This window comes from Umezawaea sp. Da 62-37, from assembly GCF_032460545.1.
GTDB lineage: Bacteria > Actinomycetota > Actinomycetes > Mycobacteriales > Pseudonocardiaceae > Umezawaea.
This window is the reverse complement of sequence record NZ_CP135965.1, coordinates 7218161-7232802: the sequence shown is the minus strand read 5'-3', so window position 1 is coordinate 7232802 and position 14642 is coordinate 7218161. Positions and strand designations below refer to the sequence as shown.

Here is a 14642-nt window from a genome sequence, read left to right as displayed (position 1 = left end):
GCCGTGATCAGCAGCAGGTTCGCAGTCGGTGTCACCACCGCAGCACGAGCAGGACGGCGCACACCACACCGGTGAGCATCACCGCGGCGAGACCGAGGTTGCTGTGCTGGTTGCGCAGGTGCCTGCCGTGGGCGATGTCGCCGTTGTCGGCGGCCTCCGCCGCGTAGGCCCGGATCGGGGTGATGGCGCGCAGGACGTAGTGCTCGAGGTAGCGCTCCGGTGTTCGCTCGCTTGTGGGGATGCCGACCACGCCCAGCCACCCGGAGGCCTCCGCCCCAGGGATCCGGGCGATTCGGGGTCGGCCGGTCCAGAACGTGTAGAGGTAGGTCGACACGCCTGTCAGGACGAACGCGGCCAGGGCGTAGCGGCTCAGCGGTGGAATCTCCGGTATGGGCTGCAGCAGGAATACCGCAACGGGGCCGGCGAGGCCGAGCACCGTGCGCAGGTGTCCCAGCAGTTTGACGGTCATGCCACCCGCATGACCGGCCTGATACTGGGCGTTGCCGGCATCGTGGCGTGCGAGTTCCGCGGCATGGGTGCCGACCTCGGCAGGGTCGGCATCGATGTCGTGTCGGGCCAGGATGTCGCGGATCTGCTCCAGGTGAGCACCAAGTGGTGTGGCGGGCGTCTGCCGCTTGTCGGATTGCTCGGTTGGCGTGGGTGGTGGGGGCATCGTTTGGGATCCAATCGGTCGCGGGAAGGCCTGCTCGGAGTGTGGTGGTGGCAGGCGGTGGTTCCGGCTGGTCGTGTCAGGTGGAGCGGCGTGGTCGGTGCTTCTTGGTGCGTGCGGCGCCGCCACGTCCGCGCAGGCTCACACCGGACTCGCCGAGCACGCGGTGCACGAAGCCGTAGGACCGTCCGATGGATTCGGCCAGTTCACGGATGCGGGCGCCCTTCTCGTACTTCTTCTTCAGGGCGATGGCCAGGTCGGCGCGGGTGGTGCCGGTGATGCGGGCATGTTTCTTGAGTTTGGTCATCGCGGCTTCGTCCTTTCCTTCGGGGCTGTGACAAGCAGGATTGTTCGACTGGCGGACGAGGTGCCGCTGCCGAACTTGCGGGCCGGAGGTCCGACGGACACCAGCTCATGTCAACCGTGGCCGGGGCGAGCGTCGGGGTTTAGCCGAGCTGCCTGTGGTCTCTGGAGATCCTGGCCAGCAGGGCCTCGAGTTTGTCGCCGCGCGCAGCCAGCGTCTCGAGTCTCGAGAAGAGCGCGACGTACTCGCGGACGTCGTGCGGGTCGGTGATCGTGGCGTTCCCGGTCAGCACGCTGATCGTCACCACGCGCTCGTCGTAGACCTGGAACCCGTGCAGCGCAACGAGGTTCGCGTCCGTCGTCCACGGGATGACGCTCAGCGAGACGTTGGGGCGGCGCATGGTCCGGGACAGGTGGTCGATCTGGTCGCACATGAGGTCGGCCGACCCCATCCGCCACCGCAGGGCGCTCTCGCTCAGGAGGAACACGAACTTCTTGTTCGGGTCGTCGAGCCGGGCGCGTCGGGCGCGCAGGCTCGTCACCGCAGCCTCCTGTTCCCTGTCTGGTGTCGCGGCCAACACGGCGCGGAGGTAGCTCTCGCTCTGCAACAGCGAGGGGACGCCCGCAAGTTGGAAGAAGTGGCTGGTGGTGGCGCGGACCTCGATGTGGGCCACGGTCTGCTGGTGGCGGTGTGCCCCTCGGTGCAGGATCACCCGCCTCGTCTCGACCTCGGCGTGCAGTTGGCGGGCGAGTTCGACCAGTTCCAGTCTGGTTTCCCTGGTGGCGGAGAACTCCGCGACCAGGCGTTCCACGTCGATCACCGACGGGAGCAGCATCCCGTTCTCGATCTTGGAGAGTTTTGACTGGCTCATACCGGTCGCCTGCGCCGTGGCCGTACCGGTCATCCGGGCCTCGGACCGCAGCCTGCGCAACTCACGGGACAGCCGTTCGCGGGCCAGCGTCGACCGCTGCGGCGCCGTCACGGCATGCCGCCGGTTCGAGGACCATGGTTGATGCGATCCCACATATCGGACAAGGTCTCCGCCTCCCCGGTCCCGACCGTGGTCGACGTGAAGCCCGCCACCTCTGTCATGGGCGTGTCCTGAGGCGGGACGCTGCGGCCACGGACATTCTCGGCCACCACTTTCCGACGCCTTTGAGAGGGACGCATCAGGGTGCCCGCATCGCGGAGCAGGCTGCCGACGTAAGCCTCGGAACCGACGTCTGGTGTAGCCAACTCGGCAATGGTGAGGCCCCGCTCGTAGTCGCGGCGCAGCCGGTCGCCCAGTTCTCGGCACTCCTCGGGTGTCCGTTTCCGAGGAAACGTGCCACCGACTTCCGCGATGAGTTTCACCACGAACCCACGCGGCCTCCCGATGGCTGCCGCCAGCGCCGCGGTCGACTCGCCGTCCTGGTAGCGCTGCCAGAACTGAAGCCCCCACGCCCTCCGTTCTTCTAGGTCCGTGACGTACAGAGGCGTTACGGGCGGTTCATCCGGGCCCACAGGTGATCTGTCCTGGTCCATCAACTGGTCGTGACCGGGCATGGTCACCAGTGGCTGACACGCAATTCGACGGCCACGAGCCTGCTGCGCGAGTGAGACTCCTCCGCCCTTGCGCAATGTCGTCCCTGCCTCGCGGAGAAGCGTGCGGACGTATCTGCCCGATCCGATGTCCGGCCTGGCAAGGTCTTCCGAGGACGCTCCCAGCTCGTACCGCCGCCGCAGCTCGACCACCAACTCCGCACGTGGCACAGGATGTCGCTTGGGTTGGTTCGTGGGTGGCCGCATCGTTCCCCCTGCCTCCACGATGAGCCTCGCGACGAAGCTTTTCGACCTTCCGATCTCCTGCGCGATCCCCTCGGCAGTACCGCCGTCCTCGTACAGCCATCGGCACTTGACAGCAAGCGCCGTCCGCTGCTCACCGACAATCCACCTACACGGCTCCAGCTTCACCAGGTCCACCGGCTGGTCAGGTCCATCCTGTGCAGGAATCACGGGCTTTTCGACGTTCGCCGGGATCACTGAGTCCTCACGATTCATCTACAGCCCGACTCCGTTCGCGTCTCGGGAGCGGCGGTGGCTCCGGTGGCTCGAAGCCCCCGGCTTGCGCATCGTCGTTTCTGCTTCGCCCAGGAGTTTCCGTACGTACGACGAGGACCGACCACTCTCTGCGGCCAACTCCGTGAGCCCTTTGCCGGCCTCGTACTCCACCTTGAGCCGCGCGGCTTCCCGCCGCCGCGCGGGCTGCTTGGAGACATGTAGGGTGCTTATCCGAACGTTGCCGCCTACCTCCCGAATGCGCTTGGCCACGGTAGTGGGAGCTATCCCGGCCGTCGCGGCGATCTTTTCCAGGCTTTCACCGCCCTCATAACGCCGTCGGAACTCCAGCCCCAACGGTCGCCGCGCCGCCTGCGCCGCCGGCGATTCCCGCACCACGTTGCGGGGCTTGACATTCTGTGACACAGGGCCGCTCTTGCGCATCGGCGTCCTCACCTCGTGAAGAAGCCTGCGGACGTAGTATTGCGATCCGACATCCCACGTAGCTAGATCCTTTATAGACACTCCTGCCTCATACTGTTTCCGCAAAGCGGTTGCCAGCTCTCGACGTGACGTCGTGTCCCTCTTGGGCTGAGTGGCTGGGGGCCGCATAGTGCCACCAGATTCCACGATCAGCCGTGCCACGAAGGCGCGCGACCTTCCCATGAATTTCCCGATTGCCTGGCTGGTCTCGCCGTCCTCGTAGAGCAGGCGGCATGTCTTGGCCAGCTTTTTCCGTTCGCCACCTGTGATGTGCTTACGAGGCGCGAGCTTTCCCACATCCACCGGTTGATCTACCTCACTGAGATTCAGAGTTGGCACCGTTTGCTCACGAGGGCGTCGTGGCCTGTGTGCACCGCCGCGTGCTCGGAGAACCGCTCCGCCTTCCTCGATCAGCCGGTGAACGGACCTATAGGACCTGCCGGTCGCCTTGACGATCCGGCGCACGGATTCGCCCTTCTCGTACCTGCGCGTGTAGTCCTTGGCGATGACCGCCCGCCGGTCACCCGTCAGCCGTTCGTGGGGCTTCACGCCCTTCCCGTGTTCATGGGATGTCGAGTCGCTCACCACGCCCGCCTCCGTGCTTTCCGCTCGTCGAGGAACTCGAACAGAAGCTGCCACGGGTCCTTGCTGTGCAGCAGGCAAGGACAGTGATCGCCCTGCCCTGTTCCGGCCAGCACCATCTCGGCCAGCACTTCGGCCGGTGGTCGTGCCGCGAACTGCCGACCGTGATAGCCATCGTTCGGCCGGAAATCGGTCTCGGCTTCGATCAGCAGGTTGTGCACCATGTGCCAACCTCCGAGGTTCCGGGTGAGTGTGACGATGCTGGCCCCGGCGTCGTATCGCTCGCGTAGGCATCCTGCGAGACGTCGTCGATCCGGGCCCGGCATCACCTGCGCGGTCTTCGGGGTCAGCATTCGCGTGTCCGCGCGATGTCCGCGCGGTTCCACGGCAGCGGAGAAATCCAGGTGCGCCACCGGCAACCGCGCAGCTGCGGCAGGTAGCGGTGAGTCGGTCACGACGGGTTCCCGGTCGTCGAGGCCGGTCGCTCGTCGAGGTCGCCCGCGGTGGCCTCGGGACCGGGCTCGGGGTGCAGGGCGTGCCGCAGCGACTCGGCGAGAGGAGAACCCGCGATCTCCAGCGACCTCAGCGCGGACTCGCGCAACTCCCGCCCACCAGGCTCGCCGCGTGCGTCGGCCAAGTCGGCGCGCGCGAGCATCACCTGGGCGAGTTCGGCGTGGTTGTCCAGTTCACGCAAGAGGATCTCGGCTTCGGTGAGCACCGCGGCGGCGGCGGTGTAGTTGCCCAGTCCGGTGTGTGCGCGTCCGAGGTCGATCAGGGCGCGCGCGTGGTTGTACGGGTCGGGCTCGGCCAACGCGGCGAAGTCCTCGACGGCCCCGGACACCAGCACCAGCGCCCGTTCGGGTTTGCGTTGGTCGAGCAGCAGGGCACCGCGGCGGTGTCGGGTCAACGCCTCTTCACGGTGTGCCTGCACCTGCGCGTAGAGCACGGCCGCGAGCGTCAACTGTTCGTCGGCGGCCCACACGTCCCCGACGGCGCGGTGCAGATCCGCCAGTGCGCTGCGGCAGTCCGCCTGTCCCTGCGGGTCCCGGAGCCCCAACCACAGCGCGAGACCTGCTCGCAGTGCTTCCGCGGCCGCGTCGTAGTCGGCCAGGGAGGTGTGTGTCAGACCGATCCGTGTGCACATCGCCGCTTGGCCATACTCATCACCCGCGGCGGCGGCCGATCGCAGCGCCACCACGTCCAGTTCCAGCCATGCCGGGTAGTGCCTGCGGTGAAGCCACAACGGCCACAACGCGTCCACCAGGTGCCAGGTTCGTTGGTGTTCGCCGGACTCGTGCAGGGCATGGGCGTAGGCGGTCAGAGTGTCGAGGTGGTTCTCCAGCCAGGTCAACGCTTCCACGCGGTCGGCGAAGGCCACCGGTTCACCCGCACCGCTGCCGTCTTCGGCCAAGCCGGGGTAGGCGGTGCGGCGCCGGTGCGGGGTGATCGTGAGGTCGGCGGCATGCAGCCTCGACCACAGCGCGTGATCCACTACCCGTACCAGTGCGGCATGGTTGGCCGTGGGATCGGTCAGCTGGCGGGCCAGTTCGCGCGAGTCCTCATCGACCGTCAACAGCGGACAATCCGATCCGGACGTATCCGTGGTGGAGGCTCCGGAATCGTCTGGTTGGCGAGTGAGCAGGCCGACCGTAACGAGTTCATCGAGCACCCGTCGTGCCCGGCCGTCATCGTCGTCAGCGTCTTCGGTGGGATTTCCTTGCGAGTGCGGGATCACCGCGGCCAGTGTCGGGAGGCAGAAGCCGGTGACGGGTTGGGTGCCGAGCAAGCGGAACAGGCCTTGCGCGTCAGCCCCGAGTCCGTCGTAGAGGGGCCGAAGTGCGGTCGTCACGAGGTGGTCGCCTCCCAGGGTTGCAGGCCGGACTGGTGCCGATCAGGCACACCGGTCCACGGCGGATCATGAGAATCGGTAACGGGAAGTGTCGGCACCGCTAGTGGGCGAGGAGGATGCGCTCCACTTGCCCATCTCGGCGGATCAACAGGTCGGCGCCGTCCCACCGGGTCGCCGTGTAGAGCAGATAGCCATAACTGATCAGGCGACGGAAACTTTCCGTGGTGGTAGCGCCTTCACGGACTGCGACCTGGTGTATCGCCCTCCTGGTTGCCGGGGCGCCGTTGACATTGAGCCTGGCCGGATGTCCCGGCGGTGACGGGGGTTGGTGGGCCATGGTGCCGTCCTCCTCGGTCTGATGTCGTGGTGTGGGCGGGTGTTTGCTATGTGGTGGAGGTGGTGCGTGACCGCCTGCTGCCGTGGTGGCACAGTCGCGGACCCGGCCGGGTTCACTGCTGACTGCCTAAGCCGGACAAGCGTCTCGACGGTGCAGACATGGGCAGCAACTCGCTGCTCTGGTCGTGGGCGAGCAACTGCCGGACCCGGTCGGCAGCGGTGTCGTCGTGGTCGACCAGCAGGGCCAGAGCGGCGACGAACCGTCGCCGGGCGGTCCCGGTCTTACCGCACGCCCACAGGGCGCGGCCGGTCCATTCGACTACCGCAGCTTGCTCGACCGGCGGAAAATCGGGCGACGTCCGAACCATTTTGTCCGCGCGTGACAACAACACCAATCCCGCCTCCACGTTTCCATAAGCAAGCAGCGCAATGCCTTTCGCGGCCACCACACGAACCAGATCGGCTCGCGCGGACGCATCGGATCCTTGATAGAGCGACTCCAAGCGCTCGTAACAGCCCAGCTCGCGCTCACCACGACCTCGCACGACGAACATGTCCGCCCGGCGCCACAAACATTCCGCCATCAGCGACGTCTGTCCCAGACGTCGCCAGACCTCCCACTCCGAGGTGGCCCACTTCTCGGCTTTGATCAAGTCACCGTGCTGCTGGAACCACAGCGAGGTCGATCGCAACAGTTCACCTAATGACTGCGGATCACGGGCTGCGGCGGCCGCCGCGGCGCCGGCGGCGGCGAGCTCATCGGCGCAGTCGGCATCGAGCCCGATCGCTTCTGCCGTGGCCCACAGTCGCCGCGCCAGCAGGACCCCGTCCTCTGCGGCACCGGTCGTGACGGCCGGCCGCACCGCTGCCACGATGACCTGAAGTTCCTGTCGCGTGACGACGCGGCAGGCGTCGTCGGATCCGCACGAGATCCTCATGGCCAGTTCGGCGAGAAGCAGTGCCGCGCCACCGTCTAGCGTGCGGTCCGGGTGCTGGGCCAGTGCGGTCGGCACACGGAGGGCTTTGGCGCGCATCTACATCTTCCTCGCTGACACTATGTTCCGAGCGGCTCATGTGGTGGTGGGCCTACCGGTTACCTGGTGATACCCAGTAGGTTTGAAGTTGGAGGTCGACGACGTCGCATCGATGCCTTCGACGGGAGTCGAACCCGTACCAGAAAACGCTTTTAAGGCGCTCGCCTCTTCCAATTGGGCTACGAAGGCGAAAAGTGGAAGCAGTATTCACCGAAGAACGAGTGATCGTGGAATTCGCATGATGGCGCGAAGAGGGGGATCAGGTGCGGTGGCCATGCAAGAGATGCCGGTCTGGTGGTGCTCGGCCAAGGGCGGGGTGGGAGCCAGCGCGCGGGAGGGGTACCAACGCGATGGTGTTGGTGTACCCGGCAGCGCGGAAAACACAGCAACACGGCCAAGTCCAGCACCGTGACCGCACCGATCGACACAATGAGCACGACGGAGATGTTCCGGCCGCGCAGCATCAGGTCGATCGCGGCGGCCGTCACGGGCGCGGCCAACGACATCCGTGACCAGCGCCCAGCCAACAACCGCAGGCTCGGTGATGCGAGCATTCCCCCTCGCGACCATCGTGAGGACATGCCACACGACGTCATCGACGCGCGAAAGCGGAACGAGCATGAACACCACGATCAGCACCCCGCGCGGCAACGCCACACAAGTCGTGGACCGGTCGCCCGGAATTGCTCCGATGGTGGTAGACATACTGATCTCCTTCTGCGATCGACGATGCGGGCCGAGTACTCAGTGCAGGGCCGCAAGGTCGGGGAACGTGGCCAACGGCGCGCAAGGCACGCGCCGCACCACGTCGGCGTCGAGCAGCCGTCGTGTCGTGTCCGTCAGGTGGATCCGCGGCAGCAGCAGGCGTGCGGGCGGCGGCGGGAAAGGCTCGGTCTCACCCCGTGCAACAGGCCTGATTCGACGGACGATGTCGTCGCCACGCCGGTCGAGGTCCTCGTCGAGAGCGGGTATGAGCATCAGGAAACCGGCGCTGGCCTGGAGTTCGTACCGCCCGGTGCCGGTCTTCTGTCCGCTGCGGGCGTAGCCGAGGGCGAACAGCGCCATGCTCCGTTCGAACATCGGCAGTATCGGGTGCAGGACGGGGTCGGCGAGGTGGACCTGCAGATGGACGAACAGGTCGCAGGCGTCCTTTAAAGCGTCGACGGCAGTCTGGACGTAATGGGCGCACAACGCTTGCGTGCCCAGTGCGGCGTGGTTGCGGGCCCTGGCCCGCAACAGTGCCGCGCGGGTGTATCCATCCGCAAGACTGCGGGCTGTGGTGATGCGCTCGTGGATGTCGGCAAGCGTCGTGAGCACGAGGTCCAAGGCGGTATGCACGTGCACCGCCGCCTCGTGGTCTCCCGCGGCCGCCAGTAGTGCGGCGTGGCGCCACCGCGCGTGCACCGCGGCGTGCACTTCGTCACCGAGAGCGTCGACGCCGCCGTCGAGGTCTAGGTGAAGTTGGTTCTCGGTGGTGCTGTGGTGCAGTGCCTGCTTCCACTGGCCGGTAGTGGCGTGCAGCAGCGCCAGCCAGCCGTACACGGCCGGGGCAGTTTGCGGGTCGCCCTGCTCTGCGGCGGCCACCCCGGCACGGGTCAACGCGTCCAGCGTGGCAAGGCCGGGGGCGTAGGGGCAGGCGATGAGGAGCCGCAGCATCGCGTCGGCGCGTTGGGCGGCTGGCAGGCTTTCGACTCGGTCCATCAGGCGTGGGGTGTCGCGGCCGACAAGGCCCCGGACCCTGGCGCCAAGCCCGGTACCGCCCGGCGGGCGGTACCGGGCGATCACGTCCTGTTCGTGCAGCACCAAGGCGAGCAGCACGGGGTCGGCTTCCCACAGCACGATCTCGGGATCAGGCCGTGCGTGCCGGTGTCGCAACGGTGTGCCGCTCCCGGCCAGCATCCGTGTCAGTGCGCTGCGGGGCTTCCCGGTGATCGCGGCGAGGTGGGACAGCCCGAGACCGAGGCCGTACTGGCGGGCCACCTCGGCGTCGATGTCGGGGCTCCACACTCCGTACTCGTGCTTGATCCCCGTCGTAGCGGTCGCCGTCACCGGTCAGCCTCAGGTTCGGGGTTCTCCTGCGACGGGGGCGGGGTGCTCTGTCGCGGGGTGACGGGCATCCGGGGGGTGGGGTGCGCGCGTAGTTCGGTAGCGCGTCGAGAATCACCCGCCTGCTCATAGGCGGTGATGGCGCGGCCGCGGTGCTGTTCGGCGTCGGGCTGGCCCAAGACTGTGGCGGTCGTCCACAGCAGTGCCTGCACGTCGGCGTGATGGACGCGGTCGGCGTCGGGATCCAGGAACGCATTCGCGTCGATCAACGCCTCATCCGCGAGCTCGGTCAGGCCGAGGTCGAGCAGGATCTCGGCGTAGACGATCAGCGCCCGTGCCGCGTCGAACCCGCGAGGACGCGGATCGCCGAAGATCAGCCCGACCGCGAACCGGGCGGCCCGGCATGCCTCCTTCTTGCGACCCAGGCTGCTCAATGCCGATGCCTGCTGGCGCAACCGCACTCCGAGCACCCAGGGCGGGGCGCTGTTACGGATGTCGAGGTCGATGCACCGGTCGAACATGGCGACCGCGTCGTCGAGCCGGTTGTCGGCCACCAAGGTCTGCGCCGAGACCGACAAGGCGGTGGCCAGCGCTCTGCCGTCGCCGTGGCCTTCGGCCACGGCGACCGCGAATTCAATGAGTGCGGCAGCGTCAGCGGTGCGGCCCAGCCGACTCTGCGCCCAGGCGACCCGTGCGCACGCGGTGGACTCGTAAGGGTGCCCGAGGTCGTCATCGGCCCCGGCGACACGGGCGGCACGAACGGCGAAGGTTTGGGAGAGCAGGACGTCCTCGATGTGTCTGCCCGAGCGCAGCGGCACCCACAGCGCCTCGCCGAGCCGCCACGCCCACTCCCAGAGTTCCAGTTCGACGGCCAGCCGCAGCACGGCCATGACCGTGCCACCGCGCGCATGGTGCTCGCGGTCGAACACCATGCGCGCGGTGGCACGGTCAGCCAACGGTGTCGCCGAGCGCCGCAGATCGGAGTAGGCGTGTTTGCCCGGCTCCAGGGTCTCGGCAATCGAGGACATCAGCATGGTGTAGTGCTCGACCAGTCGAGCGAGAGCCTGGGCCGCGCGCTGCGACACAGTGGACGACGGGCCGTGGTTTGTGTCCGACAGGCTGGCCGGATCGTCGTCCTTGGCCGTATCCGGTGCGGGAGTGGCCGGGTAGCGGACCGTGCCGGTCGGATCGGTGACCTGGTGGAGCAGTTCCTGATCGATCAGCCGTCGCAAGGTCTGGTCGACGTCGTGATCGGGAAGGTCGAGCAGGCTGATCGTGTCGGCGGTCAGGCCGGGGTCACCGATTTTCCTTAATACGGCAAGGAGATCCAGGTCGGCGGGCGGCAGGTCGTGTTCGGCCATGTGCATGGTCGTGCTCCAGGACAAGTCGTCAGGGTGTTGGTGTGATCAGTCAGTGCGGTGATGAGCAGTTCAGGGGTGCCGCCAGGTGGCCACCGACCTACACCGGGGTCGCGGATGGCTGTCAGGGTGCGACGTCGTCGTCGGGCAAGCTGTCGTCGGTGACGATGCTTGATCAGCAGCGACTCCATCTGCGCACACCAAGCCCGCCGGAGCGTGGGAAGGCCTTCCGCATCAGGTAAGCGAGACGAGTGGCTGTTGGAGTGCCCCGCAGTTGACGCGGTCGGTGAGCCGCGTGGTCGAGCCCGTCGTAGTCGGCCGGTGGTGCGGTCATCACGAGGTAGTCGTTCTTCGGATCGGTACGGGTCAGCGTTGGGATGCCGGTCATGACGGATCCCTGGCCACGAGTCCGACCCCGGCGTAGCTCAGGCACTGGGTCGAATCCTCGATTTCATCGGGCATTTCGGGACGCCACTGACTGGTGTGCACCACCCCAGGAGAGGTCAGGTGAAGGCCGGTGAACAGCATTTGCACTTCTGCCCGTGTCCGAGCGGTCAGCGCGATGCCCTCGTCCTCGTAGGTGTCGATGGCACTCTTCACCAGGTCCGGGTGATCGTCTGCGGTTGCGTGGGAGATGGCCACGTAGCTGCCGGGTGCGAGTCGCTCGACGTAGCGGCCGACGATGCCCGCGGGGTCGTCGACCTCGTGCAGGAAGTGCAGGGCGGCGCACAGAAGCACGGCCACAGGCCGATCGAAGTCGATCAGGGCACACACCGTGGTGTTGTTCAGGACGGTGCCCACGTCACGCAGATCGGCCTCGACCACGGCGGCGGTAGCCCTTCCCTTCAACAGAAGATGACCGTGGGCGACAGCGACGGCATCGTTGTCCACATAGACCACGACGCAGCCCGGATCGCGATCGTGGGCGATGTCATGGACGTTGCCGACGGTGGGAATGCCCGCTCCCAGGTCCAGGAACTGTCGGATGCCCTGGTCCATGAGGTGGAGCACGACTCGACGAAGAAATGCCCGGTTGGCTTGGGCCGCGCGCACAGCGTGGGGCACGTGGTGCGCCAGGCGTTTTGCCACGCCTCGGTCGACGGCGAAGTTGTGGCCGCCGCCGAGCAGGTAGTCGTAGATTCGTGCGGCGCTGGGCTTGGTGAGGCCCGCGGGCTCGCCGTCGCTGGTCGGGTGGTGATCGCCCATCGTCGATTCGTCTTTCTTCTCAAGCTCATCGGACTGCCACAGGTGCGGCGGTGATCCCCGGTGCGACGGGGGCGGACCAGCCGATGGCGGGGAGCGTCGAGCGATCATCGCGATGTCGGGGTCACGCTCCCTGGGTGCACAGCAAACGCGTCGCGCCCAGTGGTGATCAGTGGGGCCACGGCCGAAGATCCTCCACGGGTGCAGCCAGGGCGAGGTCCGGGAAGGGCGCGAACAGTGCGGGCAGCACCGCGCCGGGTTGCAGGCAGCCCAAGGGTGCACCGAGGCAGAAGTTCTGGCCGTCGCCGAACGCCAGGTGCCGGCAGTTGCGCGGGCGGGTGACGTCGACGCGATCCGCGTCATCGCCGTACGTGCCCGATCACGGCCGTCGGCGGCACTGTCGATCAACAAGGCGTCGCCTTTTCGTGTCGCATCGCGGCATGTGGGTATTCGGTGCCTTGGCCAATTACCGATGTGACGTGGCGTGGCTGGGATTGGCCTGGCGATGACGACCGCTTTCTCGCATCGCCGGGAAGGTCGTCGGGAACCGACTTCACCGCGACCCCCCACGCCTCCTTGAGGTTCGGAGTAGCAAGTGCGACGCGACTGCATCGGTGTTTCGGGCTCGCTGCTGCTCGTCCTGGGCGGAGTGACGTCACTTCGTGTGCCCCGGTCACGATGGCCGTGTCGGGGACAGGCAACCGGCTGAAGCAAGGTCGGGGGGCGTGCCTCGCCCCAGCCGGTGCGTTCATGAGATCGTGACCAAGCACTACGGCGACAGATGACATTCCATGACATTCGCGGAGGAACAGGCGGGTATGGCTCGACGCGTGACGATCACCGGCACCCGCTCGACCACTGCCGAGTCGGACCTTCTCGGCTTGTTCGACGCCTACATCCGGCCGTTCGCCGATCCGGATGCCCACTTCTACCTCGGCGGCGCCGACGGCATCGACACAGCCGCCTTGGACTGGCTGGCCGTCGACAGTCAGGTCTCGTTGACCATCGTCGTGCCCTGTGCGGTGACCGACCAACCGGCAACGGCAGTCGCGTCCATCCGCCGATGGCAGGCCGCGGGCAGGCTCGTCGAGGTCGTGGAACTGGGCGCCAGCCGGTTGGGCACTGCGGCGTACCACGCTCGTAACCGCTGGATGGTCGACCGCAGCGAACTCGTGATCGGCTTCCCCCGCGGTACCGAGCCGACCAGCGGCACCTGGTACACGCTCGACTACGCCGCCGAGCAGGGCAAACCGCGAGTCGTTGTGCCCGTGTGACCCTGCCCGGATGGTGTACTGGACATCGTGACCGCAACCGATCCGGAATCCGGGGCGCGTCTGCTGCGTCAACTGCGCGAGGCGCGTGGCTGGTCCGGGGCGGACCTGGCCAACGCATTGCGGGCCACCGCGCACCGGCTCGCGGTGGCCTCTCTGCTGAACAGGCAGAGCGCCAGCATCCAACGCACCGTCGCCCGATGGGAAAGCGTCGCCGATCGCACCAGCCCTGGCGGTCGCTACCAGGTCCTTCTGGCGCATCTCTACGCGCGAACCGCGACCGGCACCGTGGCGCTTGGCCCAGGATCCGATTTCGACGTGCTGCTGGACGCGCTTCGCCGTTTCGGGACTTCGCCGCGCCGGGTACGGCAGCTCGTCGCGCTGGTCACCCACGGCTCGCACGGCGAGGGCGACACACTGTCCATGCTGCTCTTGCCTGCGGCGCAGGCGAGCATCGCAGCGATCCAACGTGATCTTTCGACGCTCGATCACGACGTCATCGGCCGCTTGCACGAGTCGGTGAAGACGATCAACGGGCAGGTCGGCGAAACCCCGTTTGTCCGCCTCCAGCTTCAGCTCGCGCCTCTCGTCGAGTTCTGCCGGAGCCTGCTGGCGCTTGACCACGTCGCTTTGCGGCAAGAGCTGGTCGTGGTTGCCGCGACCGCGTACTCCCTCGCCGGCCGTCTGGCCTTCGAGACCCGCGACGACGAGACGGCCATGGCTCTGTACACCGAGGCGACCCGGACAGCGGGACACCTGGCGGACCAGAGCCATCGAGCTGCGATCCGGACGAGCCACACCATGGTGACTCTGCACGCGACCGGCGATCTCGAGGCGGCGCGGGTGATTGCACGCGCCGCGACCATCGACGCTCACCGCGGATCCAGTTACGCCGTTCGAGCACGCGCCCACGCTGTACACGCGGAAATCTGTGCGCGCGCCGGTCAGGCCAGCGACGCCGCCGTTGCCCTGGACCGAGCGTGGAAGACGGTCGAACAGCTGTCGGTCGACGACCCGCACAGCGGGTTCACCGCTGATCACTTGAACGGGTTCGACGGTTTGTGTGCCCTTCATGCCGGCGACGCGGGCCACGCACACGACAGCCTTGACCGATCGGCCTCCGCACTGCGGCTCTCTCGGGACTCCGTCCAACGCGGCATCGTCAGTACCGATCTCGCACTGGCACGGTTGCGCCTCGGCGACCCTGCCGCGTGTGTCGACCTGTTGCATGAGGCTGTCGACCTCGCTTCCGTCACCGGAGGCAGGGTCGCCGCCCAGCGCATCCGGCTGACTCGACACGATCTTCGCCCCTGGCGAGCTGAGAGCTTTTTGGCCGAACTCGATGACCATATTCACGACACCTTGATTGGACGCTGACCGGAACTCACAGCGATCGCTCCAGGCAGCGACCGCTGCGCCCCAGCGCGGCCTGGACAGAAACTCGGCCACGGCCGCACTGCCAACGGCGT

General features: G+C 67.1%; 13 protein-coding genes and 1 tRNA gene. 2 read left to right on the top strand and 12 right to left on the bottom strand.

All coding sequences use genetic code 11. The annotated features are described in order from the left end of the window. Positions 1-31: 31 nt before the first annotated feature. The 12 genes from RM788_RS33360 to RM788_RS33305 all read right to left on the bottom strand — a co-directional run bounded on the left by RM788_RS33360 (position 32) and on the right by RM788_RS33305 (position 11905). The gene (locus RM788_RS33360; RefSeq protein ID WP_315922531.1) at positions 32-469 is read right to left on the bottom strand and encodes a hypothetical protein; all 438 of its coding nucleotides are present in this window, start codon (positions 467-469) and stop codon (positions 32-34) included. A 280-nt stretch (positions 470-749) separates the two neighbouring features. Continuing rightward, positions 750-977, bottom strand: coding sequence for a helix-turn-helix domain-containing protein (locus RM788_RS33355; protein WP_315922529.1), 228 nt, complete (start codon positions 975-977; stop codon positions 750-752). A gap of 139 nt (positions 978-1116) precedes the next feature. Then, complete coding sequence (locus RM788_RS33350; protein WP_315922527.1) at positions 1117-1956, bottom strand: helix-turn-helix domain-containing protein; 840 nt, start codon at positions 1954-1956, stop codon at positions 1117-1119. Further along, entirely contained in the window at positions 1953-3014 is a 1062-nt protein-coding gene (locus RM788_RS33345; RefSeq protein WP_315922525.1) for a helix-turn-helix domain-containing protein, read from the bottom strand. Before RM788_RS33345 ends, RM788_RS33350 begins: the two co-directional genes overlap by 4 nt. After that, positions 3015-4082, bottom strand: a complete 1068-nt coding sequence (locus RM788_RS33340) for a helix-turn-helix domain-containing protein (protein ID WP_315922523.1) — start codon at positions 4080-4082, stop codon at positions 3015-3017. Further along, on the bottom strand, positions 4076-4531 hold the full coding sequence (locus RM788_RS33335; RefSeq protein WP_315922521.1) for a helix-turn-helix domain-containing protein: 456 nt from the start codon (positions 4529-4531) through the stop codon (positions 4076-4078). The genes RM788_RS33340 and RM788_RS33335 overlap by 7 nt, the downstream gene beginning before the upstream one ends. After that, positions 4528-5649 (bottom strand): tetratricopeptide repeat protein, encoded by a 1122-nt coding sequence (locus RM788_RS33330; RefSeq protein ID WP_315922518.1) that lies wholly within the window; start codon positions 5647-5649, stop codon positions 4528-4530. Before RM788_RS33330 ends, RM788_RS33335 begins: the two co-directional genes overlap by 4 nt. Before the next feature lie 725 nt (positions 5650-6374). Further along, complete coding sequence (locus RM788_RS33325; protein ID WP_315922516.1) at positions 6375-7295, bottom strand: hypothetical protein; 921 nt, start codon at positions 7293-7295, stop codon at positions 6375-6377. A gap of 113 nt (positions 7296-7408) precedes the next feature. Beyond that, positions 7409-7484 (bottom strand) — tRNA-Leu (locus RM788_RS33320). A gap of 555 nt (positions 7485-8039) precedes the next feature. After that, positions 8040-9344: a hypothetical protein gene (locus tag RM788_RS33315; protein WP_315922514.1), complete on the bottom strand. Its 1305-nt coding sequence runs from the start codon at positions 9342-9344 to the stop codon at positions 8040-8042. After that, positions 9341-10702, bottom strand: coding sequence for a tetratricopeptide repeat protein (locus RM788_RS33310; RefSeq protein ID WP_315922512.1), 1362 nt, complete (start codon positions 10700-10702; stop codon positions 9341-9343). The genes RM788_RS33315 and RM788_RS33310 overlap by 4 nt, the downstream gene beginning before the upstream one ends. Before the next feature lie 381 nt (positions 10703-11083). Further along, positions 11084-11905 (bottom strand): SAM-dependent methyltransferase, encoded by an 822-nt coding sequence (locus RM788_RS33305; protein WP_315922510.1) that lies wholly within the window; start codon positions 11903-11905, stop codon positions 11084-11086. 815 nt (positions 11906-12720) lie between these two features. Between RM788_RS33305 and RM788_RS33300 the strand changes: the two genes are divergently transcribed. Continuing rightward, positions 12721-13176 carry a DNA-processing protein DprA gene (locus tag RM788_RS33300; protein ID WP_315922508.1) on the top strand — a complete coding sequence of 152 codons (456 nt, stop codon included), beginning with the start codon at positions 12721-12723 and terminating at the stop codon, positions 13174-13176. 27 nt (positions 13177-13203) lie between these two features. Next, positions 13204-14550, top strand: coding sequence for an NsdA family TPR-like regulatory protein (locus RM788_RS33295; RefSeq protein WP_315922506.1), 1347 nt, complete (start codon positions 13204-13206; stop codon positions 14548-14550). Positions 14551-14642: the final 92 nt, after the last annotated feature.